This is a genomic window from Salinibacterium sp. SWN167 (assembly GCF_015864665.1).
In the GTDB taxonomy this organism is placed as follows: domain Bacteria; phylum Actinomycetota; class Actinomycetes; order Actinomycetales; family Microbacteriaceae; genus Rhodoglobus.
In genome coordinates this window covers 1116731-1142557 of sequence record NZ_JADYWU010000001.1, presented here as the reverse complement: position 1 = coordinate 1142557, position 25827 = coordinate 1116731, and the positions used below count along the sequence as shown (strand labels likewise).

At 61.3% G+C, this 25827-nt stretch carries 22 protein-coding genes; 8 read left to right on the top strand and 14 right to left on the bottom strand.

Annotated features, from left to right (window positions below):
* The first annotated feature begins 99 nt into the window (after nt 1–99).
* Nucleotides 100–588 carry an Rv3235 family protein gene (locus I6E60_RS05450; protein ID WP_197123761.1) on the top strand — a complete coding sequence of 163 codons (489 nt, stop codon included), beginning with the start codon at nt 100–102 and terminating at the stop codon, nt 586–588.
* Nucleotides 589–688: 100 nt separating this feature from the next.
* Here the strand turns inward: I6E60_RS05450 and secA are convergent, their stop codons facing one another.
* From secA to mtrA, 6 genes are all read right to left on the bottom strand, one after another.
* Entirely contained in the window at nt 689–3496 is a 2808-nt protein-coding gene (gene secA / locus I6E60_RS05445; RefSeq protein WP_197123759.1) for a preprotein translocase subunit SecA, read from the bottom strand.
* A 161-nt stretch (nt 3497–3657) separates the two neighbouring features.
* Entirely contained in the window at nt 3658–4356 is a 699-nt protein-coding gene (gene hpf / locus I6E60_RS05440; RefSeq protein ID WP_197123757.1) for a ribosome hibernation-promoting factor, HPF/YfiA family, read from the bottom strand.
* Between the two features lie 45 nt (nt 4357–4401).
* On the bottom strand, nt 4402–5172 hold the full coding sequence (locus I6E60_RS05435) for a ComF family protein (protein WP_197179200.1): 771 nt from the start codon (nt 5170–5172) through the stop codon (nt 4402–4404).
* A gap of 63 nt (nt 5173–5235) precedes the next feature.
* Nucleotides 5236–6912, bottom strand: coding sequence for an LpqB family beta-propeller domain-containing protein (locus tag I6E60_RS05430; RefSeq protein WP_197179199.1), 1677 nt, complete (start codon nt 6910–6912; stop codon nt 5236–5238).
* The gene (gene mtrB / locus I6E60_RS05425) at nt 6905–8518 is read right to left on the bottom strand and encodes an MtrAB system histidine kinase MtrB (RefSeq protein WP_197179197.1); all 1614 of its coding nucleotides are present in this window, start codon (nt 8516–8518) and stop codon (nt 6905–6907) included. The genes I6E60_RS05430 and mtrB overlap by 8 nt, the downstream gene beginning before the upstream one ends.
* A gap of 5 nt (nt 8519–8523) precedes the next feature.
* Nucleotides 8524–9204, bottom strand: coding sequence for an MtrAB system response regulator MtrA (mtrA, locus tag I6E60_RS05420; RefSeq protein ID WP_197123749.1), 681 nt, complete (start codon nt 9202–9204; stop codon nt 8524–8526).
* 120 nt (nt 9205–9324) lie between these two features.
* Here mtrA and I6E60_RS05415 point away from each other — a divergent pair, with 120 nt between their 5' ends.
* Genes I6E60_RS05415 through I6E60_RS05395 form a run of 5 tightly spaced genes read left to right on the top strand, consistent with a single transcriptional unit; the run spans nt 9325 to nt 14737 of the window.
* Nucleotides 9325–10551: a hypothetical protein gene (locus tag I6E60_RS05415; protein ID WP_307784390.1), complete on the top strand. Its 1227-nt coding sequence runs from the start codon at nt 9325–9327 to the stop codon at nt 10549–10551.
* On the top strand, nt 10548–11246 hold the full coding sequence (locus I6E60_RS05410; RefSeq protein ID WP_197179194.1) for a DUF4129 domain-containing protein: 699 nt from the start codon (nt 10548–10550) through the stop codon (nt 11244–11246). Before I6E60_RS05415 ends, I6E60_RS05410 begins: the two co-directional genes overlap by 4 nt.
* Nucleotides 11243–12442: a DUF4350 domain-containing protein gene (locus tag I6E60_RS05405; RefSeq protein ID WP_197179192.1), complete on the top strand. Its 1200-nt coding sequence runs from the start codon at nt 11243–11245 to the stop codon at nt 12440–12442. Before I6E60_RS05410 ends, I6E60_RS05405 begins: the two co-directional genes overlap by 4 nt.
* Before the next feature lie 43 nt (nt 12443–12485).
* Entirely contained in the window at nt 12486–13442 is a 957-nt protein-coding gene (locus tag I6E60_RS05400) for a MoxR family ATPase (RefSeq protein WP_197123743.1), read from the top strand.
* Nucleotides 13443–13444: 2 nt separating this feature from the next.
* Nucleotides 13445–14737, top strand: a complete 1293-nt coding sequence (locus I6E60_RS05395) for a DUF58 domain-containing protein (protein ID WP_197179190.1) — start codon at nt 13445–13447, stop codon at nt 14735–14737.
* Between the two features lie 77 nt (nt 14738–14814).
* On the opposite strand, the gene I6E60_RS05390 is transcribed toward I6E60_RS05395, so the two are convergent.
* Nucleotides 14815–15810: a stage II sporulation protein M gene (locus I6E60_RS05390; RefSeq protein ID WP_197125178.1), complete on the bottom strand. Its 996-nt coding sequence runs from the start codon at nt 15808–15810 to the stop codon at nt 14815–14817.
* Nucleotides 15811–15826: 16 nt separating this feature from the next.
* On the opposite strand from I6E60_RS05390, the gene I6E60_RS05385 reads away from it, so the two are divergent.
* Complete coding sequence (locus tag I6E60_RS05385) at nt 15827–16687, top strand: RDD family protein (RefSeq protein WP_197123740.1); 861 nt, start codon at nt 15827–15829, stop codon at nt 16685–16687.
* Here the strand turns inward: I6E60_RS05385 and I6E60_RS05380 are convergent.
* Together I6E60_RS05380 and I6E60_RS05375 are read right to left on the bottom strand one after the other, a co-directional pair.
* A complete protein-coding gene (locus tag I6E60_RS05380) occupies nt 16684–18108 on the bottom strand; it encodes a phosphomannomutase/phosphoglucomutase (protein ID WP_197123737.1) in 1425 nt (474 codons plus the stop codon). The two genes, I6E60_RS05385 and I6E60_RS05380, sit on opposite strands and share 4 nt — an antisense overlap.
* Nucleotides 18095–18310: a DUF3499 family protein gene (locus I6E60_RS05375; protein WP_197123735.1), complete on the bottom strand. Its 216-nt coding sequence runs from the start codon at nt 18308–18310 to the stop codon at nt 18095–18097. Before I6E60_RS05375 ends, I6E60_RS05380 begins: the two co-directional genes overlap by 14 nt.
* Nucleotides 18311–18373: 63 nt before the next feature.
* On the opposite strand from I6E60_RS05375, the gene I6E60_RS05370 reads away from it, so the two are divergent.
* Complete coding sequence (locus tag I6E60_RS05370) at nt 18374–18817, top strand: metallopeptidase family protein (RefSeq protein ID WP_197179188.1); 444 nt, start codon at nt 18374–18376, stop codon at nt 18815–18817.
* Between the two features lie 3 nt (nt 18818–18820).
* Here the strand turns inward: I6E60_RS05370 and I6E60_RS05365 are convergent, their stop codons facing one another.
* From I6E60_RS05365 to I6E60_RS05345, 5 genes are all read right to left on the bottom strand, one after another.
* Nucleotides 18821–20404, bottom strand: a complete 1584-nt coding sequence (locus I6E60_RS05365; protein ID WP_197179186.1) for a DUF5719 family protein — start codon at nt 20402–20404, stop codon at nt 18821–18823.
* The gene (locus I6E60_RS05360; protein WP_197179184.1) at nt 20401–23211 is read right to left on the bottom strand and encodes a glycosyltransferase family 2 protein; all 2811 of its coding nucleotides are present in this window, start codon (nt 23209–23211) and stop codon (nt 20401–20403) included. Before I6E60_RS05360 ends, I6E60_RS05365 begins: the two co-directional genes overlap by 4 nt.
* A 104-nt stretch (nt 23212–23315) precedes the next feature.
* Complete coding sequence (locus I6E60_RS05355; RefSeq protein WP_197107160.1) at nt 23316–23642, bottom strand: WhiB family transcriptional regulator; 327 nt, start codon at nt 23640–23642, stop codon at nt 23316–23318.
* A gap of 140 nt (nt 23643–23782) precedes the next feature.
* Nucleotides 23783–24730, bottom strand: coding sequence for a GDP-mannose 4,6-dehydratase (locus I6E60_RS05350; protein WP_197123728.1), 948 nt, complete (start codon nt 24728–24730; stop codon nt 23783–23785).
* Complete coding sequence (locus I6E60_RS05345; protein WP_197179182.1) at nt 24727–25716, bottom strand: GDP-mannose 4,6-dehydratase; 990 nt, start codon at nt 25714–25716, stop codon at nt 24727–24729. Before I6E60_RS05345 ends, I6E60_RS05350 begins: the two co-directional genes overlap by 4 nt.
* Nucleotides 25717–25827: the final 111 nt, after the last annotated feature.

Here is a 25827-nt window from a genome sequence, read left to right as displayed (position 1 = left end):
GAAAATTGGTCATAGACAACTGGTCTACTTCCTGATTAAGTGTGGTCTACCCCCTTATGGGGGTAAACATCGCCGTCTTGACCTTTTACCCGGGAGATCATGAGTACCGAGCCACTTCCCGCCTCCTTACCGAGTGTGGAAATACCCCCACAGGCGCGCCAGCGCACTGGAACCCTTCCGTCGAAGGTCATCCGGCCCCGCTTCGTTCCCGACGAATTTTTTGGGCACCAGCCGACCCCAAGCGCCGAGCTACCTGACCCCGCTCCCCTCGTTGAGAACCTCACTCGTTGTGTGATCGAGGTTCTCGCCGGCGCGCGCGACCTGGAGCAAATCGCTCGCTGGGTCACTGATGACGTTTACCGTCACCTCCTCAAGCGCACCGTGCTTTCGGCTCGCGCCCGCCGCGCCAAAGGCCAGCCCGTTACTCGGCCCAGCTTCAGCATCGGCTCAATTCGACTCTGCGAACCTCGCGATGGCGCGATCGAAGCTGTGGTCATCGTCCGTGGTCGTGCCCGCACCCGCGCTGTCGCGGTGCGCCTTGAAGGCCTCGACAAGCGTTGGCGAGCGACCGCTATCAACGTGCTGTAGTTTCACACCCCTACAGCGCACACAAACGAACGCCCCACTCAACATGAGTGGGGCGTTCGTTTGTTAAGAGCCGGCATTCAATTGCCCGCCTGAGTTCGTGCTACTTCTTGCGCTTCTCCTGCGCACGACGCTGCGAGCGGTTCAACGGCGCTTCGGGAGCTGCGCCCTCGGATCGCTGACCGAACGCGCCACGATCGTTGCCCTGGGGCTGAGCCTCCTGCTGAGGAGCAACCTTCGGCTGACGCTGCTGCGCCTGAGCCGTCGCCGCACGCTCAACCTGGCCGCGATCGTTGCGAACCTCAACCTCACCCGACGCATCAGCGCTTGGCGCCGAATAGCTGAGTTGAGTTGCCGGTGCTGCCGGTGCATCCAACCCGCGCGCCTGAACAGTCGTTGCTTCTCCGCCGCCATTGACTTCGACATCAAGGTTGAAGAGGAAGCCAACCGTTTCTTCGCGGATCTGGCCCATCATGCTTTGGAAGAGAGCGAATCCTTCACGCTGGTACTCGACGAGCGGATCACGCTGGGCCATAGCCCGCAGACCAATACCGTCTTTCAGGTAATCCATCTCGTAGAGGTGGTCGCGCCAGCGGCGATCGATAACACTCAGCACAACACGACGCTCGAGCTCACGCATGGCGGTCTCGCCCAGTTGCTGTTCGCGGCGCTCGTAAGCGATCACCGCATCCGAGTGAACTTCCTTGGACACGAACGCGCTCGTCAGCTTGCCGCGCGCACTGCCCTCGGTGAGCACCTCGTCGACAGTGATACCGACGGGGTACATCGTCTTGAGCTCGGCCCACAGTCCCTCGAAGTCCCACTCCTCGGAGTGACCCTCAGCGGTGTGAACGTCAACAACCTCGGTTACGACGTCTTTCAAGAAACGCTGAACGCGATCCTTCAGGTCGTCTCCCTCAAGGATGTGGCGGCGGTCACTGTAAATTGCTTCACGCTGACGGTTGAGAACATCGTCGTACTTGAGAACGTTCTTGCGAATCTCAGCGTTACGGGATTCAACCTGCGACTGCGCACTGCGAATGGCGCGGCTGACGACCTTGGACTCGATAGCGAGATCATCGGGAACCGACGAACGCCCCATGAGCGCCTCAGCGGCACCGCTGTTGAACAAACGCATGAGGTCGTCTTGCAGCGACAAGTAGAAGCGGCTCTCGCCCGGGTCACCCTGACGTCCGGAACGACCACGGAGCTGGTTGTCGATACGACGAGATTCGTGGCGCTCGGTTCCCAGCACGTAAAGCCCACCGACATCGATGACCTTCTTGGCTTCCTTCTCCACTCCAGCCTTCACTTCAGCGAAGACGTCGTCCCATGCAGCTTCGTACTCGTCCGGAGTTTCCGACGGGTTAAGACCGCGAGCATTCATCTCGGCAACGGCCAAGAACTCAGCGTTTCCTCCGAGCATGACGTCGGTTCCTCGACCAGCCATGTTGGTAGCAACGGTGACAGAACCGAGGCGACCCGCCTGAGCAACAATTGCTGCTTCACGAGCGTGGTTCTTGGCGTTCAGCACTTCGTGCTTGACGCCCTTCTTCGCAAGCATGCGCGAGAGCAGTTCGCTCTTTTCAACGCTCGTTGTACCCACGAGAACCGGCTGGCCGAGTTCGTGGCGCTTAGCGATGTCAGCAACTACCTGCTCAAACTTTGACTGCTCGTTCTTGTAGATCAGGTCGGACTGGTCGATGCGCTGCATCGGTCGGTTGGTGGGGATAGCCACCACGCCAAGCTTGTACGTCGACATGAACTCGGCTGCCTCAGTCTCGGCAGTACCGGTCATTCCCGACAGCTTGTTGTAGAGACGGAAGTAATTCTGCAGAGTGACGGTCGCGAGAGTCTGGTTCTCGGCTTTAACCGCGACACCCTCCTTGGCCTCAATCGCCTGGTGAATACCTTCGTTGTAGCGACGACCCTGAAGAATACGGCCGGTGTGCTCATCAACAATCAGCACTTCGCCGTTCATCACGACGTAGTCCTTGTCTTTCTTGAACAGCGCACGAGCCTTGATCGAGTTGTTCAGGAACGAAATCAGCGGGGTGTTAGCCGATTCGTACAGGTTGTCGATGCCGAGGTAGTCCTCAACCTTTTCGATACCGGGCTCAAGCACACCAACGGTGCGCTTCTTCTCGTCGACCTCGAAGTCGACCTCAGGAACGAGTTTCTTCGAGAGGTTCGCAAACTCGGTGAACCACCGGTTTGCCTCCCCCGACGACGGACCCGAGATGATGAGCGGGGTACGCGCCTCGTCGATGAGAATCGAGTCGACCTCGTCAACGACAGCGAAATAGTGTCCGCGCTGAACCATGTCGCTCGCCTGCCAGGCCATGTTGTCGCGCAGGTAGTCGAAGCCAAACTCGTTGTTGGTTCCATACGTGATGTCAGCCGCGTACTGTTCGCGACGCTCAGGAGGCGCTTGACCGGAGACGATACATCCGGTTGTCATACCCAGGGCGCGGAAAACGCGACCCATAAGTTCAGATTGGTAGCTGGCCAAGTAGTCGTTGACCGTGATGACGTGCACCCCCTGCGCCGCGATGGCGTTGAGGTAGGCAGCGAGCGTAGCCACGAGGGTCTTGCCCTCACCGGTCTTCATCTCAGCGATGTTGCCCAAGTGCAGTGCTGCACCGCCCATGAGCTGAACGTCGAAGTGACGCATGCCCAGGGTGCGCTTTGCCGCCTCACGGACCGCAGCGAAAGCCTCGGGAAGCAGGTCGTCGAGCGACTCTCCACCGGCATAGCGTTCACGCAGTTCAACAGTCTCGTTCTTCAACTCGTCATCAGTGAGGGTGTTGAAGTCATCCTCGAGATGGTTAACGGCCGCCGCGTAGCCTTTCAAGCGTCGAAGAAGTCGACCCTCACCTACGCGAAGAGCGCGTTCTAAAACATTCGCCACCGAATACTCCCATTCTTGTCGGACGGGTCCGACGCTGGCACTGCTCGACGAAGCGCAGTCTTTTAGACGCTTACGTCACGGTAACGCGGTGCGTGCAATCAGCGCACAGCCGCGTTACCGGTTCGTAATCGTATCAACTCCAAGCCAAAAACTTGGTGTACTTAGCCGTTAGCGACCTTGCGCTTGCGCGAGCGGCCGCTTGGGACAACGTCATCTGCCTCTTCTTCGAGAGCAATAACGCCGTAATCCCAGCCCTTGCGGCGGTAGACCACACTCGGACGATCGGTCTGGCTATCGACGAACAGGAAGAAGTCGTGGCCGACCAATTCCATGTGATCGAGAGCTTCCTCAACCGTCATGTGGCTGGACGGGAACACCTTGCGGCGAATGACTACTGGCGAGTAGTCCTCGTCCCCTGGTTCCGCCTCTTCCCCCTGAATAGGAATTGCGCCGGTCGCGACCTTTTCGATCACGTCGGGACTTGCGGGGGTGATATCAACAACCGCAAAACCGCCAGCACTCGCTTCACGAAGAGAAGTGGGGCGGTGGTTTCCGCGGTGAACTTTTTTGCGATCCTTCGACTGGCGGATTCGCTCGACGAGCTTGGCCATAGCCAAATCGAAAGCAACATACTTGTCTGAACCAGCAGCTTCCGCTCGCACAAGCGGACCTGGTCCAATCAACGTCAACTCAACGCGGTCGTCTCCACTGGAACCTTTAGTTTCGTGGTGTCGGGTTACCTTGATCTCGAAGGCGATTGCCTTCTCGGCCAAGTGAGAAACCTTCTCAGACTTTTCGATCGCGTACTCACGGAAACGATCCGTGACTCCTACATTTCGTCCGTTGACGGTGATTTCCACGGCGACCTCCTAGCCATAATGCGCGGCTGCCCCGTGAGGCAGCTTCTATTTCGCGCCCTTTTCCATACCGTAGCCCTCACCGCTGGCAATGTCACGAACCGTCAGCGTTCTTGGAGTGAACCCGATGGTTGCGGCCGCGATGACCGTTCCGCCCGCAGCAGAAATTGCCCGCGCTGCTTCATCGAGTGTCGCTCCTGTGGTGAGCACGTCATCCACAATGATTACGCGGGTACCGGCAAGTGAACGCACCGCGATGAACGCGCCCTTGACGTTCGCTGCACGCTCCTCAGCGCTCAACAATTTCTGGCTGCGAGTTTTCTGAGCGACGCGAAGCGCCCGGGCGTGGCGGATCCCGGCAGCTTTCAGTACGAGCTGGACAGGGTGATAGCCGCGCGTACGGAAGGCCTTCGTGCTGCTGGGGACCGCAACGATCTCGATCGGACCTGATACTCCCCCGACGGTCGCCGACTCGCTGAGCGCACGCCTAAGCGCCGCGAGGAGGGCACCGGAGAGCGGCCGGGCGATGTCGGTGCGGTGATGGTTCTTGAAGGCGAGCAGAACCCGGCGAACCCGATCCTCGTACCTCAGCGCGGCGTACACGCGCAGGTGCTGTGGCGTCGAGTGGATGCTCGTGTGCGCAACAAGGCTGCGCGCACATTCGCCACAGAGCGCTCGGTCATGCCGCTGGCATCCGGCACATTCCACAGGAAGGATGAGCGCGAGAGCATCCCGCAGGGCGTCGCGCACGAGCGCACCCCAACCAGTGTTCTCGCGACCATCGTGCGGCTGTTCAGGAGGCTGCTCGTAAGGCGTCATAAAGAGAGCGTGCCGGGAGGCATCGCCCCGGTACCACGCTCCCGGATGATCCGTGGAGAGCTGCTATTGCTGCGACGCCATGAAGGAGGCGTCGAGCCCCGCGAGCACCCAGGCTTGGCTGCCCTGGGGGCGCCACACTTCTCCATCGGCAAGCACGCGGAGTCCATCGCTGTTTGTTCCTGTGCTGACAAGCTGCGTTGCCCCGTCGACGTCGCCAAGCTCACTAGACGGACCGCCAATCTCGTAGGCCGTCACCTCGGTTGAGTCAGCGCTGCCGGAGAGCGTCGCGACCGTGCTCGAGCCGACCCAGGCGGCGTCAATGGCATCACCCGCCCGAACCGGCAACGAGACCGGGTCCACGAGTTGCACCGGAACATTGCCCTGCTGACGGACGATCCCGTACACCAGCAGTTGAGGCCCAGTCGGCGTCGAGAGATACACGAGCAAACGCGCACCGTCGCGTGAGACATCCAGCGACACAATCGTTGAATCTGCCGGCAGCGTCGTTTGCAACGGATGCTCTGTGCCGTCGACCTCGAATGTTGACAGCGACGTCGCTCGCGCTTCTTGCGCCGACCAGACGAACCGGAACGGGTCGAGCGAAGGCGCAACAAGGCCAGAGCGCTCATCGATCAACCGTGGAGCGACACCGACCGTCGCAAAGTAGGCGCCGCCATCGGAAGCCCGGTAAGCGACAGACAGCCTGTCGGCCGAGAGCGCCGCGCTTGTTGCACCGGCCTCGACAACAACCGAGCTCAGTTCGTTGAGTTCGCTGAGTCCGTCGCTCGTGCTGAATCCAAATTCGCTGCCGGTTCCGACAACGAGCGGCCCAGCCGACCCCGGCTCAATGACCGCAACGCTCTGCCCCGAACTGCTGCTCTGAAAATCTCGCCCATCCACTGTTAATACGACAATGGGCGTATGCAGGGTGGCAGAAAGCTGTTGTTGCATCCGTTCGCGAGCAACAGTGTCTGCGGCGAGCGCCTCCGAACTCAGGTCAACGACAGCTCGCCCCGAGGTAAGGCTGCTGGTGGCACCCAGTGTGGTGGATGCCGGGAAAGCGGTGAGCAGCACCCCCTGTTGCACCCATGCGGAGTCCGCAGCCAACAGCGCCTGAATGGCACGGGATTGGGTGGACTCCCGCACAGCGAACCAACGAACATCCGGAATCAGATAGGCGAAGCTGGGGTCGAAGTAGTACAGGACCTGTTCTTCGAAACTCACCTCGAAGCCGCGATCGGAGAGCACGATGCCGGGTGGCGCTACAGAAATACGCCACTCGCCAGCCACCTGCTCGAGCTCGAAAGCGAGCGTTTGCGATACCGGTGTACTCAGCTCGGAGTACACCCCACGCTCATCGATCACCGCTTGCGCCGAGAAGGAGTAGGTGAGCGTAGTCTCGTCACCCGCCTCAGCAATGGTCGGCAACTTGTCGCGCTCAAGAACCGTTGCGCTTGCTGCGGGATTCCAGGTTTCGCTCATCGAACTCGTGAGGAACTCGCGGGCAACCGAATAGTCGCTCGATGGTGATCGCACTGCGTTCATGAAGTCGGTGAGGATTTGCTCTTGAGTCGACCCCGCAACCGGGCCTGAGGCCACAATTTCGTACTGGGTGTCGTCTTGTTCATCGATGAGCGGCCCCGATTGAACGTCGCTCGAGAGCGGAACACCCACACAACCGGTGAGCGCTACCGAGACGGCAGCCAGAAGGGCGAGATAAGTCAGAGAGAACTTAGTCATTCGGGCCCTCCAGACTCGGTACGTCATCATTCGGCGGTAATTCGAGCGGCGAGGAACGCAACTCAGCGCCGCGGGCGCGCGGGATGGTGAGGCGGAAGCACGAGCCGTTGTCTCCATCCGACCACACTTCAAGCCAACCGCCGTGGAGTGCAGCGTCTTCAAGGGCAATTGCAAGGCCAAGCCCGGTGCCTCCGGTGGTGCGCTGGCGTGAAGGGTCTGCACGCCAAAAACGGTCAAACACTCGTTCGAGAGCAACTTGGCTCATTCCGACGCCATAGTCGCGCACGGCAATAGCGACCGCGTCTTGATCGCTATCAACCCACACCACAATCGGCAGTCCGTCGCCGTGGTCGATGGCGTTGCTGAGCAAATTCTGAAGGATGCGGCGGATGCGACGCGGGTCGACATCCGCTTCAAAGTAGCCACCGGGTGCCACAAGTCGCAGTTCGGATCCCTTGCTTGCCGCAAGTGACGTGAGGCTCGCGATGGCGTCTTCGACAAGGCGCACGAGGTTTGTTGGCTCGGTTTCGATATCGACGGCACCTGCGTCGTAGCGACTCATTTCGAGCAGGTCAGCGAGCAACAGCTCGAATCGTTCCACTTGAGTGTGGAGGAGCTCAGCAGTGCGGGCCGTTGCGGGCGGGAATGACTCACGTTGATCGTAGAGAACATCGCCGGCGAGCCGGATAGTCGTGAGTGGCGTACGCAGTTCGTGCGAGACATCCGACACGAAGCGTTGTTGCACTTGCGAGAGCGCAGCCAGCCGCGTGATCTGTTGCTGCATGCTCGTGGCCATTCCGTTGAATGAGCGCGCCAACGTCGCAATGACGTCGTTGCCCTGAACCGGTATGCGCACTTCAAGCTCTCCAGCGGCAAGGCGTTGGCTCGTTTCAGCAGCCAATTTTACGGGGCCAACGACGAGCCGCACCACGACGAAGGTGACGATGCCGATGAGCGCAAGCAGGGCAAAGCCGCCAAGACCGAGCGTCTGCTGCACAACCACAAGAGTGTCTTGAGTGTCTTGGATGTCGTACACAAGATAGAGCTCATATTGCGTGCCCCGGATATCGAGGGTTGACCCCACGACAAGGCCCGGATGCACAGCCCCGTCTTCGGGCTGCTCGAGCGCCACAGACTGCCAGTAGGTTCGCTGTTCGGTGGACTCCGCCACGACGTCGCGCAGCTCTTGTGAGATGAGCGACTCTGACTCCAATCCCTGAGTCTGTACGTCAGCCGGAACCCGCGGACCATCCTGATCCGGCGTGCGCAAGATCGCGTAGCTCGTGCCACCCGTGCTCGAGGCGACGCTCTCAATCACGCCAGCAAGCTCCCGCATCATGTCGTCGAGGTCTTCAAGACCAAGATCTTCATCAGCGGCATCAAACACTTGCTGGCCGGCAAGCGTTGCGTTCGCCGAAGTTCGCGTGAGCTGGTCTCGACTGGCATCAAAAAGGTTCGCCCCGACGCTTAGCGACATATAGCCCGCGATCACGGCGACAACAACCGACGACAGCAACACCGTGATTGCCACGGTGCGCACTTGAAGCGACGAGCGCCACAGAGCAGCAATACGCTGCATCCAGCCGCGCCAGTCGAATTCGAGCATGAAAGTTAGGCGCTGGCGCCGGCGCGGTAGCCAACCCCGCGAACCGTCATGACGATCTTCGGGTTATCGGGGTCTTCTTCAACCTTGGCGCGCAACCGCTGCACGTGAACATTCACGAGGCGAGTGTCTGCCTTGTAGTGGTAGCCCCACACTTGCTCCAGCAGCATCTCGCGCGTGAAGACCTGCTCGGGCTTCATCGCAAGCGCCAACAGGAGCTCAAATTCGAGTGGCGTCAGGTTGATTTTGGTGGCGCCGCGGCGAACCTCGTGGCCCGTCACATCCAGCTCAAGATCGCCGACGGTCAGAGTGCCGGTTGCGGCGTCACTTGCCGGACGCAAGCGAGTGCGCACACGCGCCACGAGCTCCTTGGGATTGAAGGGCTTGACCACGTAGTCGTCAGCCCCGCTCTCGAGACCCTTCACGACATCAGCCGTGTCGCTCTTGGCCGTGAGCATGATGATGGGCACGCCAGACTCTTCCCGGATGCGGGCACAAATCTCAATGCCATCCACGCCGGGCAGCATGAGATCAAGCAACACCAAATCGGGCGCCGCCGACTTGAAGGCGTCGTACGCTAGGGCGCCGTCTTGACAAAAAAATGGTTCATAACCTTCAGTGCGTAGAACGATTCCGATCATTTCTGCCAGGGCAGTGTCGTCATCGACTACAAGAATTCGCGGGTTCACGTGTCCTCGATACTTTCTAGCTCTCGGGCTAACAGAGTGAGAAGCTTTCGCATAAGAGTAGTCGAGTGTGAAAACATGAGTGAGATTGAATAGATGCAGTTCAACATTCGAGGGTGAGACGTGAGCGATAACAGTCCGTGGCAATCGCCAGATAGCAGTAACCCTGTCGACGGTTCCCAGCCGCTTGCACCCCCTGCTCCGTCCGCGGCGTACGCGCCCGGAGCGACAGGCGAAGCCCCTTACGGCGCGCCGGGAGCGCCCCAGTACGGCACCCCAGCACCCTCGTGGACCCCACCACCCAAGCCCGGGCTCATCCCCTTAGCCCCCATGGGACTCGGCGCCATCCTTTCTGCATCGCTGATGGTGCTGCGCCGCAATCCCCGCCCCACGTTTGGATTCGCCCTGCTGATCATGAGCGTCGTCATGGTCGCTTCGCTCGTACTCGTGGGCATCGTGACCTTTGCCGGCGTCGAACGCACGCTCAGCGCGAGCGATGCGGATGCCGCTGCCATCGAAGCTGGCGCCACGGCGGGAACAATTTTGTCGGCACTATTCGCCGTCGTGCTCTCCTTGATCGGTGGCGCACTCCTTCAAGGAATTGTCTCGCTCGAGGTGGCACGCGGTGCTGTCGGCGAACGACTACGCCTGCGCGGGCTGTGGGCGGCAGCGAAAGGCCGCATCTGGGCTCTCGTTGGCTGGTCGGCTCTCGTTGCTGCCGCCGCCATTATCGGAATCGCTCTCATCGGTGGCATTGCTGTGCTGTTGTTCACGTGGGGTGACACGGCTGGAATCGTCATTGGAGTGCTCGTGATGCTGTTCGGCATCGCCGCGAGCGTCTTCCTCGCTGCCTGGCTCGGTACCTTTTTCGCTTTCGTGCCGAGTGCGCTCATGATCGAGCGTTTGCCGCTCGGCCAAGCGATTCGTCGCTCATGGTCGCTCGTCAAGGGAAGCTTCTGGCGCACCTTCGGTATTTTGCTGCTCATCATGGTCATCGTGAACACTGTGTCGAGCGTGGTTACCGCCCCGCTGAGCTTCATCGGCGGTCTCGGCGTTGGCCTCCTCAATCCAACCGGCGACGAAGATGCCGCCATTGTCGCTTTCATCGCGCTCTACATCGTGACGATCGTCGTTTCAATTGTGATCAGCGCCGTCACGATCGTCATCCAATCGGCAGCCCCCGCCTTGTTGTACATCGACATGCGGATGCGAAAAGAAGGTTTCGATCTGGAACTCACTCGCTTCGTCGAGGCTCGTAACGCTGGCGACTTCTCGGTCCCCGATCCGTACCTCACCCTCGACAGCTCGCCTCGACGCACACCTGAAGCTTCTCCTTACACGGCTTCATGACGCTAACGACGCTCACGGTCACCGTGCCCGCCCTGCTGTCATCCAGCTGGGCGCGCGCGGTTTCTGGCGAGGTTCCGGTCGATCCCGACTCGGAGCAGGCCACGAATTGGCTCATCGAAGAGCTGTCAAAAACTCCCTATCAAGCAGCGCGGCCCACTCTCTTCGATCAGGTATCGAAGGCATTCAGCGACTGGCTCGCGAGCCTCACCATTGGCGAAGGAACGGGCATCCCGACCATCGTGTTGATCGTGCTGCTGGCACTTGTCGCGATCGCCATCATTGCTGCGATCGTGGTCTACGGACTCCCCCGCCTCAACCGCAAGAGCCGCCACGAAGAGGGCATCTTCGGCGAGGCCGACTACCGCACAGCAGCCCAATTGCGGGTATCAGCAGAGCAGGCTGCTGCGCGCGAAGACTTTGCTGAAGCGATCGCCGACATGTTCCGTTCGATCGCCCGCGGGCTCTCCGAACGCACTCTCGTGAGCATGACGCCTGGCACCACCGGTCACGGCTTCGCAAGCCGGGCTAGCCGCGCGCTGCCCGAGCTCGCCCGCGAGCTTGGCCACAGTGCCGACGTTTTCGACCTCGTGCGCTACATGCGTAAACCAGCAACACGAGAACAGTACGAGGAACTGCGCACGCTGGAAGCACGCGTGCGCGCGGCCAAACCTGATCTTGCCGAGGCAACCCTGTGAGCGACACACAAGTAACCGCAACAGAAACGACGGTGCTCACCCCCCGCATCGGCACCACAGCCAAGCGCGCTCTCTACTGGGTTGCCGGCTCGATTCTCGTGGTTCTCGTGGCGATCGCGAGTCTCAATCTCGCCGGAACAGCAGTCGAAGGCCCACCGCTCGACCCCACCAGCGCCTATGAAGCAGGAACGCAGGCGCTCGCCGAAGTATTGCGCGATCAGGGCGTCGACGTCGTGGTTACGACGACGCTCGATGACACTCGCGCAGCGCTCGGCTCTTCCGACGACAGCACCCTGTTCTTCACCAACTTTGAGGCATACCTCAGCGAAGATCAGGTAGCCGAGGCAACCGAACTCGCGGTAACCGTCGTCTTCGCCGATCCCACCCTCACCGAGCTTCTGCGGGTGGCACCAGAAGTCGCCCACGCCGGCCAAAATGCGGATGCTGTTTCGGCATCCTGTTCAGCGCCACTCGTCGCACAGGCCCCCGATATCACCGCCGGCCCGAGCAATTACCGCGTGATCGAGCCGAGCGCCGAGATCACGGCCTGCTACGGAAACGACGACGATGGCTACGGGCTGATCGTGCTCGACCGTGGCGATACTGAACTTCGGATTCTTGGCGCCACTGATGCACTCAGCAATGGCGCCATCACGGCAGCCGACAACGCAGCCTTCGCTCTGCGACTCCTCGGCGAGCACGAAACGCTCGTCTGGTACACGCCAAGCTTCCTCGACCTCGCCAACTCCGGTGACGCCAAGACGCCCGCTGAACTCGCCCCCGGGTGGGTCTTGCCCGGTGTCTGGCTCACGATGCTGACACTCCTAGCTGGCGCACTCTGGCGTGGGCGCAGATTCGGCCCGCTCGTGATTGAAAAACTGCCAGTAACTGTGCGCTCAAGCGAGACGATGCAGGGGCGGGCGCGGCTCTATGAGCGCTCCACGGCGAGACTCCACACCCTCGATTCGCTGCGCATCGGAACAATTCGCCGTCTCGCCGTACTGTGCGGCATGCCGACTACGGCATCCGTCAACGATGTCATCAACCGAGTATCACCTCTTGTTGGTCAGCCGATTGAGCCGTTGAGACAGTTGCTCATCGATCGCGAGCCCGCCTCCGACTACGAACTCATCGCCCTTTCCGATGAATTGCTTGCTCTCGAAGATCGAGTTCACGCTGTCATCCGCCCCGCCTAACAACCTCAGCCCCACCGAGCCAGAGATAGAGAAGAATCGAGATATGACTGACGAGCAACTGCGGCACGCATTCACTCAACTCCGCACCGAAGTAGGCAAGGCGGTCGTTGGTCAGGATGCGGCTGTTACCGGCCTCACCATTGCACTGCTCACGGGCGGCCACGTGCTGCTCGAGGGTGTTCCCGGCGTTGCCAAGACCCTCCTCGTGCGCACCCTCAGTCGTGCCCTGCAGCTTGACACCAAGCGCGTGCAGTTCACGCCTGACCTCATGCCAGGCGACGTCACCGGTTCGCTCGTCTACGACGCCAAGGCCGGCGAGTTCGAGTTTCGCGAAGGCCCCGTCTTCACGAACATTCTGCTCGCGGATGAGATCAACCGCACACCTCCGAAGACTCAGTCATCGTTGCTTGAAGCGATGGAAGAACGCCAAGTTTCGGTCGATGGCCAGTCACTCAAGCTGCCGGTTCCCTTCATGGTCGCGGCCACGATGAACCCCATCGAATACGAAGGCACCTACACGTTGCCCGAAGCGCAGCTCGACCGCTTCCTGCTGAAACTCGTGCTCGATCTGCCCGAACGTGACACTGAAATCGAAGTGCTCACGCGCCACGCTGCTGGCTTCAACCCGCGCGACCTCGCCGCCGCCGGTGTGACCCCCGTGCTCGATGCGACCATGCTCGCCGCCGCGCAGGATGCCGTAGCAAAAGTCGGTGCAAGCCCCGACGTGATTGCCTACGCCGTCGACCTCGCTCGCGCCACTCGTCAGAGCCCCTCCGTGAAGCTCGGGGTCAGCCCTCGTGGTGCGATCGCGCTCATCTCGGCAGCCAAGGCCTGGGCGTGGCTCACCGGTGCTGACGCGATCACGCCCGACCACATTCAGAGCATGGTGTTGCCGGTTCTGCGCCACCGCATCCAGCTCCGCCCGGAAGCCGAGCTTGAAGGCGTTTCATCTGACGTGATTTTGCGATCGATCGTGCAGCAAGTGCAGGTTCCGATCTAACGATGGCGCTTTCTGGATGGTTCGTCGCCCTACTGGCGCTCGGCATTGTGCCGATCGTCGTGACCGGCGAGCCCTTTGTGCTCACGCTGTGGCTGCTCTTCGTCATCGTCGTCGGAGCCATCGACCTGCTGCTGGCGGTGTCGGTGCGCTCGCTGCGTTTCGAACGCATCGCGCCCGACCGGGTGCGCCTCGGCGAAACCACGAGCTCAACCCTGCGCATCACAAATCCAACCCGCCGCCGACTGCGCGCGGTAGTGCGCGATGGCTGGCAGCCATCCGCTGGCGCACATACCAACCGGGTTCCGCTGACCGTGCCGTCGCGCGAACGTCGGGAACTCAATACCGTGCTCACACCAGTACGGCGAGGAACCCGCGAAGCCGCGCACGTTACGGTGCGGTCGTACGGCCCGCTGCGACTGATTGCGCGTCAAACCACGGTGAGCGTGCCGAGCTCTTTCACCGTGTTGCCCCCGTTTAACTCTCGCAAGCACTTGCCATCTCGGCTCGCTCGCCTGCGGGAGCTTGACGGCGCAACGAGCGTCATGATTCGTGGTCAAGGCACCGAATTTGACAGCCTGCGCGACTACGTGCGCGGCGATGACGTGCGCTCCATTGACTGGCGTGCCACCGCTCGTCGCTCTGAACTCGTGGTGCGCACGTGGCGTCCAGAACGTGATCGCCGCGTTGTCATCGTCGTCGACAGCGGTCGCACCTCAGCCGCACGAATCGAAGACGAGCCCCGCATCGATACCGCGTTCGAATCAGCGTTGCTGCTCGCCGCCCTCGCTTCAAGTGCCGGCGATCACGTCGACTTCATGATCTATGACCGCCGCGTTCGCGCACGGGTGCAGGGCGCCAGCGGCCCCGACCTGCTCTCAAAAATGGTCAACAGCATGGCGCCGGTGCAACCGGAACTCATCGAGATGGACTGGGAGTCCGTTCCCGGTCTCGTTCGCCAGGCGACCACCCAACGCGCGCTCGTCGTTCTCGCCACCACAGCCGAATCGCCAGGCGGAAGCCTCGGTCTGCTCGCCATGCTCCCCCAGCTCACCGCGAAACACACTGTTGTGGTGGCTTCCGTCACCGATCCCTCCATTGCGGATGCCACGCTCGACCGCTCCACGCGCGACTCCGTCTATCTCGCCGGGGCTGCCGAACGCGCTCTCCTCGATCAGTCGCGAGTTGCCGCCGCGATCAACCAGCTCGGAGCATCCGTCGTCTCGAGACGCCCCAGTGAACTGCCGCTGGCCCTTGCCGACCACTACATCGCGCTCAAGGCCGCCGGAAAGCTGTAGCAGCGACCTCTAGCCGCAGCGCGTCGCACCCGAGGCGTACGGCAAACTTGAAGTTGCTGCGTTCTGCTGGCCAGCGCCTAGTTGGCGACGATGTGGGTAGCCCCAGCGTCGAACTCGCTGAGGTCTCCCGTGTTGCCGGCGCGAGCGCTGCGCCCACCGAGGATCCACTGGTACGCCAAGAATCCGGCGAGCGCGACAGTACCGATGCCGATCTTGATCGGCCACGGCCAGTCTTGGCGAGTGACGTAGCCCTCGATCACTCCGGACACGAGCAGGGCAAGGATGAGCCCGACGACGATGGTGAAGAGCGAGCGGCCAGCGTGTGCGAGCGACTGAGCCCGCGTACGAGCCCCGGGGGCAACCCACGACCAGAAGATCATCATTCCGGTCGCTCCGGCCACGAAGATGGCGTAGAGCTCAAGCTGGCCGTGCGGGGCGATGTAGAGAAAGAACACGTCGAGGCGGTCGAACTCGTTCATGATCGCCGCGGTGAACCCCAGCTGTTGGGCCGTGTTGAACAGCAGGTAGGGCACGTAGAGGCCGATGATTCCGAACGCGACAGATTGTGCGGCAATCCACGCGTTGTTTGTCCAGACGAACCCGGTGAATGATCCGCCGGAGTATTCGGAGTAGTACCCCACGAAGTCATCTTGCGCGAGAGCTTCGCGCTCTGCGGGCGTTCCGAAGTTAGCAAGAACCTGCGGGTTCGAAATAGCCCACCACGCGAAGAGAAAACCAACAAAGAAGGTTGCGGCGGCGAGGATGAGCGACATCCAGCGCACCCGATAGAGCGCCGCCGGCAGCTGAACAACAAAGAACTGCGGGAGTTGGCTGAGCAAATTTGCCGAGGCCCCGGTGAAGCGCAAACGCGCCCGACTGAGGGTGAGCGAGAGACGATCCGCCTGCGCCGACTGACCCGCACTCGTCTTCATCGCCGACAATTGCGTGGCACCCGATTGATAAAGATCAATCAATTCGTCGACATCGGTGCCGGAAAGTCGTCGTTGCTTGCCCAAATCGGCAAGGCGATCCCATTCTTCGCGGTGCGCGGCTGAGTAAGAGTCGAGATCCATCTGCTTAAATGATGTCATGGCGAGCCCACAAACGACGAACACATTTGCGTATGGTGACGAACCCGATGAGCTCATCACGGGTGAAGCCGTTGCGTTGGAGCTGCATTCGACCAGTTTTGTCTTGCGAGCGGCCGGCACCATGATCGATTTTCTTGTCTACGCGGCCGCTCTCATCGGACTCCTGATCGGCGCATTCGCCTTCGCGACCGCTGCCGGTCTCGACCAGGCAATCGCCACGGCTCTTACCGTCAGCGCGACCGTGATCTGCCTCGTGGTCATCCCTACCGCCGTCGAAACGCTCAGCCGCGGCAAGTCCCTCGGCAAGCTTGCGATCGGAGCCCGCATCGTTCGCAACGATGGCGGCGCGATTGGCTTTCGCCATGCCTTCATCCGCGCCCTGATCGGTGTGCTCGAAATCTTCATGACCGCGGGTGGTTTAGCAGCAATCGTGGCGTTGCTCAACACTCGCGCACAGCGCCTCGGCGATCTCGTTGCGGGCACCTACGCCCAATACGAACGTGTGTCGAAGTTCTCGAACCCTGTGGTGCAGCTACCTGGCCAGTTGGCCGACTGGGCTCGCACCGCCGATGTCGCCAAGATGCCAGATGCTCTGGCCCGGCGCATCTCCCACTTTCTGGTTGCCGCCCCCGGCTATACGCCGATGACGCGCCACCAGCACGCTCTGAACCTTGCGCACGAGGCCTCCGCCTACGTTTCTCCGCTGCCCGCCGTGGAGCCAGAAGTGCTGCTCGGTGCCGTCAGTGCTCTGCGGCGAGAGCGCGAGACAGTCGCGCTTGCTAGCGAGAAGGCACGGCTTGCTGCCCTCTCCCCCGCGCTGACCGGTGTTCCCCGCGGCTTTCCAAGCGACCGCGGCTAAGCGCGAATCAACGCAAGCGCGCGATCGCGAACGGTCTCAAGCGTTGCCTGATCGCCGGCTTCGGCGTTGAGCCGCAGCAATGGCTCAGTGTTCGACGGACGCACGTTGAACCACCAGAAGGGTTCGCCCGGTGCCGTCGTGCCAGTGACGGTGAGGCCATCAAGCTCATCGAACTCGGCATCGCCCTCAAAGGCCGCGCGAATGCGAGCGGTAGCTGCCGGAACATCGTCCACCACCGAATTGATTTCACCGCTCGCCGCATAGGGCGAATAGCGATCGGAGAGCACCGAGAGGGGCTCCGGCTGCGAACCGAACTCGGCAAGCAAATGCATCGCGGCGAGCATCCCGTTATCGGCGCCCCAAAAATCGCGGAAGTAATAGTGCGCCGAGTGTTCGCCGCCAAAGATCGCGCCGGTTGCCGCCATCTGATCCTTGATGAGCGAATGGCCAACATGGGTGCGCACCGGGATCGCCCCCGCGGCTTCGATCGTCTCGGCCACAATTCGTGACGTGATCAGATTGTGGATGACACGGATGTCGCCCTCGGGCTGTAAAGCGCGCACCCGCTGAATCTCTCGCAGGGCCACAACCGCGGCAACAGCACTGGGACTCATGGGATTTCCGCGCTCGTCGACCACGAAGCAACGGTCGGCGTCGCCATCGAAGGCGAGCCCGACATCCGCACCGTGTTCGAGCACTGCTTTTTGCAGGTCAACGATGTTGGCGGGTTCTAGCGGGTTCGCTTCGTGATTGGGGAAGGTGCCGTCGAGTTCGAAATACATGGGGATGATCTCGATGGGAAGTGCCGGCAAACCGGCCGCCGTCGAGAGCACAGCCGGAACCGTCATGCCGCCCATGCCGTTGCCGGCATCTACAACGACACGAATGGGGCGGATGCCGCTGAGATCTACAAGTTTGCGCAAGTAGCTGGCGTAGTCGCCAAGCACATCGAGCTCTCGCTGGGCGCCAACCGCGGAAACCGCTTCGATTCCCGTAGCCAGATACTGCTGGGCGCGGTCACGAATCGACTTCAAGCCGGTTGCGAAACTGATTCCCTGGGCTCCCGCGCGACTGAACTTGATGCCGTTGTACGTCGCCGGATTGTGGCTAGCGGTAAACATGGCGGCCGGGGCATTGAGCGAACCGGACGCAAAATAGGTTTCGTCCGTCGAGCAGAGTCCGATGAGAACGACGTTGGCGCCACGAGCGCGAGCGCCCGCCGAGAACGCTGCAGCGAAACCCGGAGACGAGTCGCGCATGTCGTGGCCGACGATGATTTCGTGGCCCGCGGCATCCACTTCATCAGCGAATGCGGCGCCAAGAGCTTCGACAACATCGTCGGTGAGCTGAGAACCAACAAGGCCACGAACGTCGTACGCCTTGATAAATGGTGCGAGATCGATGGGGTTAGCTTTGCTCATGCCCCAAAACTACATGGCGAACGACCTGCCACCCCTGAGGCACGGATAGTCGATCAGCATGGCGGGCGCACAAATCGTAGGTGTGTGGTTCTGCGCTGTAGCTCAGCGGCCCCAAAACTGCCATCGAGTCGGCATAGACATAGGTGAGGGTGGCGACTGCTTCGGAGTTGCAGGCGACCTTGCTGCACGGGCGCTGATTCATTGTGAGCCCTAGCCTACGACTGTGCGCCCACAGTTGGGCAACTGGCGGTCGTACAATAAGGACGTGGCTAGATCATCGAAGCGAGCGTCTACGCGCTCTGTGCGGGGCAACTGGCGCGACCGTCACGGTCGCGGCATCCGTTCCGCCGTCACTGGTCCTCACCTTCCGCTGCTGAGTAGTCGCAACGGAAACTTCGAGCTCACGGTCGCGTCTGCTGCCCAGTATTTGAAAGAAATGTGGCCAGAGGAACTCGCCAGTGCTCGGTTCGAGCTCGGGCTTATGCCCGGCAGTAGCCCCGAGGGCAGCAAGATCGTGCGCTGGACCGCTCTACCGGATGAGAAACGCATCATTCTCTACCGTTTGCCCATCGAGCGCATGGCCAGGCTGCACCGCGATGACGAACTCCATAAGCGGATGCTTATCGAAAGTTGTGTTTTTCAGGCCGTTGCCGAGTACATCGGCAAAGAGCCCTGGGAGCTCGCCCCGGAGCGGTTCCGCAATTTCTAACGGCTAAGGAAAGACGGTCAGCGGCGACGAACCCGGCGTCTGCGGGTCAATCGAATACGCCGCAATGAAGCCGTTCTCCGCCTGCGTGACACTCGCATAGACCGGGCCACTCTGGGTGAGCGTAAACGTTCGTCCGCTCGATACCGGCACGCTGACGCTCGTGCCCGGCTCGATCGTGTACTCCTCGCTGAAGCCCGCGTCGGCGGTGAGAGCCACCTCAACTGCGGTCTCGCCAGCATTGGTCACGTTGACGGTGGCATCCAGCCCGGGAGCCACCGTGAATTGGGTGTCACCGCTGAGCGCCGGGCTCGAGGTGAACCAGGCAAAGTCTGTCGCCGAAACTTTGTCGCTCGCGCTGATTACGGCGGAGGTCGTGCGGGCAGCGGCAACGATGGGCTCGTCCGATTCGATCTGAACTGTGTAGGTGCCGGTGGCGAGTTCTTCAATCGGGATGTCGGTGACAACACCAGCGCTCAGGTCGAGGGTGAACTCAATGGGGTCACGCTCGGGATCCGTCGGTGTCAGTGTTGTGGTGATGCTCGCCGGTGTCTCACCGGGCACGAGCACCCGGATAGCCGCAATCACGTCATCCGTTTCGGTTGCGGTACCGCGCAAAGCCTGAATGGCCTTAAGGCTGGTCACAACCATGGCAGGAATCACTACCGAGCGAGAAGACGGTTGGCTTGCGCCCACGATCTCGACACCGCCAGCGTCGAGCCCGCGCACGATCGACTGCTGCAATTCTGCCGTGATCTGGCCACCAGTGCTCGTCACGTGCACGACGGGAGAAGAGATGCCCGGTGCAAACCCCGCAAGCGACAAGACTCGCTGTCCATTGGGCGGAACCACGATTCCGGTGGTTCCGGCCGCCGACACGATCCCACGCTCGTCGAAGATGTCGAGGGTGACTGTCGAGGCAACTTCGGTGGGATTGATCAGCGAAATCAACGTCGTGCGCCCGGTGGTTGTCGAACCGCCCACAAGCCAGCTATCGCCGCCGACAGCACGGCAGCCAGCAGCCGCGAAGCCCACATAGTCACCGATCTTCACGTATTGCGATTGCGCACCGCTCAGCCGCACGAGAGAGTCGGGAGATTGCGAGTCGGGAGCAGCACTCAACACCAACGGTTCAGCAACAGCTTCACCGGCTTCGGCATCCGAGGCGGTAATGCCCGACTGTTCAACGCTGCCCGTGCTCGACGAGAAACGAGTGAGGGCCTGCCCCAAGGTGAAGACAGTGGATGCCTCGGCACCCGAATCGTCAGAGAGCCGCAAGAGCGGCCCGGGGCACGTCAGCTGCTGCGCTGTGGGCACCGGAACAACGAGCTCGCTTGGCGGTGTCGCGGTGTACGACGGAAGATCAACAAAGCTCGACCCGAGCACCGCGGCGGCGGCGACTGCGATACCGAGTACTCCGACGATAACTCGCGCGCCGACGGCGGCAGCGGCTTTGGCTGACACCGGGCGTTTTGTGCTTGATTCCGGCTCGGGGGCGCCGGTGAGTTCGTGGTCATCATCGAACTCTTCGCCGGTGGGCTGATCGGGCAGCGCAGCGGCTTCGTCTGGGGTGAGTTCGTTGTCGATCATTGGTTCGCCTCAATCACGGTGACGGCGCTCTCGGCTTTGGCGGCTTTGAGACGACGGCGACGAGTCGTCGGAATCGCGAGCAGCAGAGTAAGACCGAAGACGACGACCTGGCCGGTGAGCACAATCTGCCCCCAATTGGTCTCGGTGTTACTCGCACCGACCGGAATCTCGGCTTCGCGAAGTTCGGGGTAATGCCAGAGGTAGCCCTGAGCGGTATCACCAATGGGGTTCAGGATGCTGTTGCCATCGAGGGCTTCGATGATGCGTTGACGCGTCTCGGCGGTGTCGGAATCGGTCGCCGGGGTAAGCACGATGAAGGCGATCTGCAGGTCGTTGAGCTCATCCGCGATCGCGTAGCCGCTGCGGGAGGCGATATTGCCGGCGAGCGTCGCGTTGACGAGTTCTGCGTCGGAGAGTTCTGTGCTCGTGGCAGCAAGCGTTGACTGCTCGTCAAGTCCGGAGCCACGACCACGGTGCAGGTCGACCGCAATGGTGGAATCGGAGGTCACGGTGATCTGCAGAGTGCCGAGTCCATCGCGTTGAGTGGACTCTGCCGCCACAAAGGCCGGCAGCAAACGTCCATTGCTTGTCGTAACGGGCACAGCACCGGAAGCCAGCGACCACAGCGGTGCCGCTGCGATACCGAGGATACCGATGAGGGCGACAACGGCGGGAAGCGCAGCATGACGACCAAGACTGTCAATCGCGACGATCACGGCGCCGCTGAGCCCGAGCCAGTAGAGGCTGAGACCGGCACCAGCCCAGACGGTTACTTCGGATTCACCCGAGGCGCTCACGGTCAAGTGAGTAGCCGCGACGGCGGTGGCGAAGCCTAAGAGGGCGAGCGCGAGGGAGGGAACAGCGCGGCGGGTGCCGGGCACGAAGAGGCTCATGAGGGCGAGCGCTGCGAACGGCGCGAGCAACAGCGCCACGAGCAGCGGACCATAGCGATCATTAAGGCCGAGGGTCGAGAGAAGTTCGCTCCACCCGTTGGTTCCCGGAACGACGCTACCGATCGCCAATTGCCAACCGCTTGATGCCTCGCGGGCTACCGGTAGGCCAGGGTCGGCAAAGATCGCCAGCAGAGCACCGCGACCCCACTGCTGAATGACGAGCGGCGCAAACAGTGCGGCCGCGGGAATCACAATCCAGATCAGGCGATGAGTCGACTTGGGACGCAACACGATCCATGCCACAAGCCCAATCAACAGAGCCGGAATCAAACTCGGCGCTGAGGCGGTGATCACGGCAAAGAGCAGCGCAGCCAGTGCAGCCATCGCCCAATTGTGGGCAGCACGCAACGCCGTGAGAATCAGCCAGGGCAGCAAGATATGAGCAAGAACCGCGCCCAGTTGTCCTTCCCCCAGCGCGATGAGGAAGCTCGGAGCAACCGTCCACGCAACGGCCGCGAGCGTTGGTGCCCACGTGCGTTCGGAGATGGCAGCCGCGCACAACCACGCCGCCAGCGCGGCAAGTGGCAACGCCAACAAATACAGCATCACGATGCTGAACGAAGGATTCCAGAAGGTCAGCGAGCCCAGTATCGCCAGAACGGCCGCGAATGGATCCGCCGCAACTACCTCCTGCGCGAGATCGTTCCAGCCGTAGCCGACATGAGCCCACAGCTCAGAAACGGTCGTCGAGAGCGGCAGAAGTCCACCGCCGGTGAGCGCAACAGCATCAACAAACCGGGAAAAACTGACCATGCCGAGGATGCCAGCCAAGAGCACTACCCAGGCGCCGCCGTTGCCAAAGAACTTGGGACGCTCGACCTCGAAGGCCGCATCGGGCGCAGCCCCCTGACGTTCATGCGCTCGCACTTCACGAAGCTCCGCCCACGACATCCGCAACGGGTCGACGGCGGCGAACCCCACCTGCTTATTGCGGCGGAGATTGCGGCGTGCCGCCACGACTCCCCCATCGAAGATCGCAGCAAAAGCGGCAGCGAATTCGCCCGCAATTGCCGTTGGACGTTTCGCGACGAGATGGCCGAGCGACCGCAGGATCGCGAGAGGCAACAGCGTGAGCCAGTGAAGCGGCACTGCGAGAGCGGGCGCATAGACGAGTCGGCGGTGCAGTTGGGCAAAGCGCTGCACCCGGTTGTGAGCCGCCGCCGAGATCGAGCGCTTGCCAAAGAGTTCCGGTCCGCCAGAGCTTGCGACCCGAGCATCCGCGACCGCAACGACGCGGTGGCCAGCCAAACGGGCACGAATACAGAAGTCGAGTGCCGCATCCACCGAGGTAAGTTTCGGGTCAAAGCCGCCGAGCGCCGTCCACACTTGGCGACGCACGAGCATGCCAGCGCCGGCCACGCCCATGGCGTCGGTCTGCACATCGTGCTGGGCTTGGTCGAGTTCGTCGTTGACGAGTCCGACCGATCGCCCGAGAGGTGTCAGTGTTTCACCAAAGTTGGAGATTACGGACGGATCGTCCCACCGCACCAATTTAGGACCGGCAACAGCCACTGACGGCGCAATTTCGACGGCGCCGAGCAGTGCACGCAAAGCATTCGGATCCGGAGCGCTGTCGTGCGCGAGCAGCCACAACCATTCGTTCTCGGTGGCCTGCGGCGCTGCGGTGTAAAGCGCAGCACCGATCGCGCCACCAAAAGTCTTGTGCGCGTGAGCGTCCGCGATTTGCGCCGGGGCCGAGTCTGCCATGAGAGCCAGTGACTCATCGCTCGACTCAGCATCAACCACGATGACCGAATCGGGTCGTCGAGATTGGGCCGCGATCGCGGCAAGTGTTCGTGGCAAGTACTTCGCACCGTTTCGGGCGACTAGTACTGCGGTGACTCTCGGCTGCATTTGTTTGAGACTATGCGCCGCTCGCGCAGTTTTACACTCGACGCGCTGCAGAGCCGCGAGTCTGAGAGCCGCCCCAATTCGGGGTTACGGCTCCACTCGGCTGACTAGCTCGCGCGCTTACGAAGCTTGCGACGCTCGCGCTCAGAGAGACCGCCCCAGATTCCGAAACGCTCATCGTTTTCGAGAGCGTATTCGAGGCATTGGCTGCGAACTTCACACGAGGAACAAATCTTCTTTGCGTCGCGAGTTGACCCGCCCTTTTCAGGGAAGAACGCTTCGGGGTCTGTTTGTGCGCAGAGTGAGTCGGTCTGCCAAGAGAGCGCATTGCCGTCTTCATCGGCGAGAGGTTGACGAACTCCGGGAACCCCTAGTCGTACAGGGTCGACAAACCAGTCGTCGGGAACTCCCGCGCGGTATCCGCTGTTGCCCATCTGGTCTTTCTCCCCTCCGCTTTTAATGCTTTGCATCAAATCGCGTTACATAATTACACCGGTGTAGTTCCCGAGAGTCAAGTCGCAGATCATAATTGCCTCGACTACGAGTTAAGGGTTATGGCGCGCCGTGACTTAAATTAACTCAGCAAAGCGAGATCGTGGTCGACCATCGCCGCCACAATTTCATCAAACCCAACCTGTGGAGTCCAACCTAGGATCCGCTGAGCCTTGCTCGCATCCCCCAGTTGTAGGGCAGCATCCCCCGTGCGCAGCAAAGAATCGGAGACTGTCAGGCGCTCAGACCAGTCGTCGACGCCCGCCCGCTCAAATGCAGCGGCCACGAAATCTCGCACGGAATGGGAAACTCCCGTCGCAATCACGAAATCATCGGCCTGCGGATGCTGCGCTGCTCTAACGAGCGCATCAGCGTAATCCGGCGCCCAGCCCCAATCGCGGCGGGCATCCAGATTTCCGAGTTCAAGGGTGTCTTGCAGCCCACGCGAAATTCGTGCAGCAGCCGCAGTGATCTTTCGCGTCACAAACGTTTCGGGTCGACGCGGCGACTCGTGGTTGTACAAAATCACAGAAGAGGCCGCAACGCCGGCAGTGCGGTACGCCCCGACGAGTCCGTGAGCATAGGCCTTAGCGGCGCCGTAGGGGCTTGTGGGGCGCACTGGAGTGCTCTCGTTCTGCGGAGAGACGCTTGGCGTGCCAAAGATCTCCGCGCTCGAGGCTTGAACGAAGCGGATGTCGGCGTCGCCGCGGTCGTGAATCTTCTTAACCGCTGCGAGCATTTCTGCCACGACCGCGCCGTTCAGTCGCGCAGTGAGGGTCGGATTCTGCCACGACTGGTACACGGAGCTCAGCGCTGCCAGGTTGTAGATCTCGTTCGGTTGCAGTTCTTCGATGAGCTCGCCGATCGCACTGTCTGCCGCCAGATCGAGCTCATGGGCGACAACTCCCGGCGTCACGAGTTCACCGGACTCACGGGTGACGCCGTGCACCTCGTAGCCCTGCGCGAGCAGAAGTTCGGCGAGATACGAGCCGTCTTGGCCGGTAACGCCGGTGATCAGTGCACGAGTCACGAGAGACCGGCGAGCGTTTTCTGTTCGGCAAGGTCAGCTTCGACCATCATCGCGACGAGCTCGGGGAATTTGACGCGCGGCTCCCAGCCGAGTTTTTCTTTCGCCTTCGCCGAGTTGCCCACCAGCAGGTCGACCTCGGCGGGCCGCATGAAGCGCTCGTCGAAGGTGACGTAGTTGGTCCAGTCGTCAATTCCTACCGCGGCGAAAGCGAAATCGAGAAGCACTCGGATGCTCTGCGTCTCTCCCGTCGAAATGACGTAGTCGTCTGCCTCATCCTGCTGCAGCATCAGCCACATTGCTTCCACGTAGTCGCCGGCGAAGCCCCAGTCACGCTGAGCATCAATGTTGCCGAGGGTGAGAGTGTCTTGGAGCCCTAGCGAGATTCGCGCAACGGCTCGGGTAACTTTGCGGGTCACAAACTCCGGGCCGCGGCGCGGGGATTCGTGGTTGAACAGCACGCCAGATGAAGCGTGCATGCCATAGGACTCGCGATAGTTGATGGTCATGTAGTGGCCGTAGACCTTGGCAACCCCATACGGCGAGCGCGGCCAGAGCAGGGTGTCTTCGTCTTGCGGAACAGTCTGAACCTTGCCAAACATCTCAGAGCTGGATGCCTGGTAGAACCGAACTTCTTGGCCGGTAGCGGCAGTGTGCAGTCGCACCGCTTCGAGCGCGTTGAGCACGCCCATTCCGGTAACTTCACTGGTGAGGTGCGCGTTCTCCCACGAGTATGCGACGAAAGAAATAGCGCCGAGGTTGTAGAACTCGTCGGGCTTTGCAACGCTCATGGCGCGCATGAGGCTCGACAGGTCGGTGAGGTCCCCCGTGAGAATTTCAACATCCGGAATCACTCGCTCAAGCAGTTCGCGTTTCGGGTTGTTCTGGCCCCGCATGAGGCCGAAAACTTTGTAGCCCTTCGAGAGCAATAGCTCAGCAAGGTACAACCCGTCTTGGCCGGTGATTCCGGTAATGAATGCGCGCTTCATAGTGATCTCTCTTGCTTGCGGTCAGCTCTGCCGAGGTTCCGAGCCAACACGTCGGCCGAAGTAACGCTACTGGAACTTCAACGGTCGTGCAGGGGCGGCAGGCGGCCGCTC

Coding starts and splice junctions, on each gene's coding strand:
- I6E60_RS05430 (WP_197179199.1), bottom strand. CDS start 6,912: ATGACTAAGTTCTCTCTGACTTATCTCGCCCTTCTGGCTGCCGTCTCG.
- I6E60_RS05395 (WP_197179190.1), top strand. CDS start 13,445: ATGGCGCTTTCTGGATGGTTCGTCGCCCTACTGGCGCTCGGCATTGTG.
- I6E60_RS05385 (WP_197123740.1), top strand. CDS start 15,827: ATGGCGAGCCCACAAACGACGAACACATTTGCGTATGGTGACGAACCC.
- I6E60_RS05360 (WP_197179184.1), bottom strand. CDS start 23,211: ATGCAGCCGAGAGTCACCGCAGTACTAGTCGCCCGAAACGGTGCGAAG.
- I6E60_RS05355 (WP_197107160.1), bottom strand. CDS start 23,642: ATGGGCAACAGCGGATACCGCGCGGGAGTTCCCGACGACTGGTTTGTC.
- I6E60_RS05435 (WP_197179200.1), bottom strand. CDS start 5,172: ATGACGCCTTACGAGCAGCCTCCTGAACAGCCGCACGATGGTCGCGAG.
- I6E60_RS05375 (WP_197123735.1), bottom strand. CDS start 18,310: ATGAATCAGCGCCCGTGCAGCAAGGTCGCCTGCAACTCCGAAGCAGTC.
- I6E60_RS05365 (WP_197179186.1), bottom strand. CDS start 20,404: ATGATCGACAACGAACTCACCCCAGACGAAGCCGCTGCGCTGCCCGAT.
- I6E60_RS05410 (WP_197179194.1), top strand. CDS start 10,548: ATGACGCTAACGACGCTCACGGTCACCGTGCCCGCCCTGCTGTCATCC.
- I6E60_RS05345 (WP_197179182.1), bottom strand. CDS start 25,716: ATGAAGCGCGCATTCATTACCGGAATCACCGGCCAAGACGGGTTGTAC.
- I6E60_RS05380 (WP_197123737.1), bottom strand. CDS start 18,108: ATGAGCAAAGCTAACCCCATCGATCTCGCACCATTTATCAAGGCGTAC.
- I6E60_RS05400 (WP_197123743.1), top strand. CDS start 12,486: ATGACTGACGAGCAACTGCGGCACGCATTCACTCAACTCCGCACCGAA.
- mtrB (WP_197179197.1), bottom strand. CDS start 8,518: ATGCTCGAATTCGACTGGCGCGGCTGGATGCAGCGTATTGCTGCTCTG.
- I6E60_RS05450 (WP_197123761.1), top strand. CDS start 100: ATGAGTACCGAGCCACTTCCCGCCTCCTTACCGAGTGTGGAAATACCC.
- I6E60_RS05390 (WP_197125178.1), bottom strand. CDS start 15,810: ATGGATCTCGACTCTTACTCAGCCGCGCACCGCGAAGAATGGGATCGC.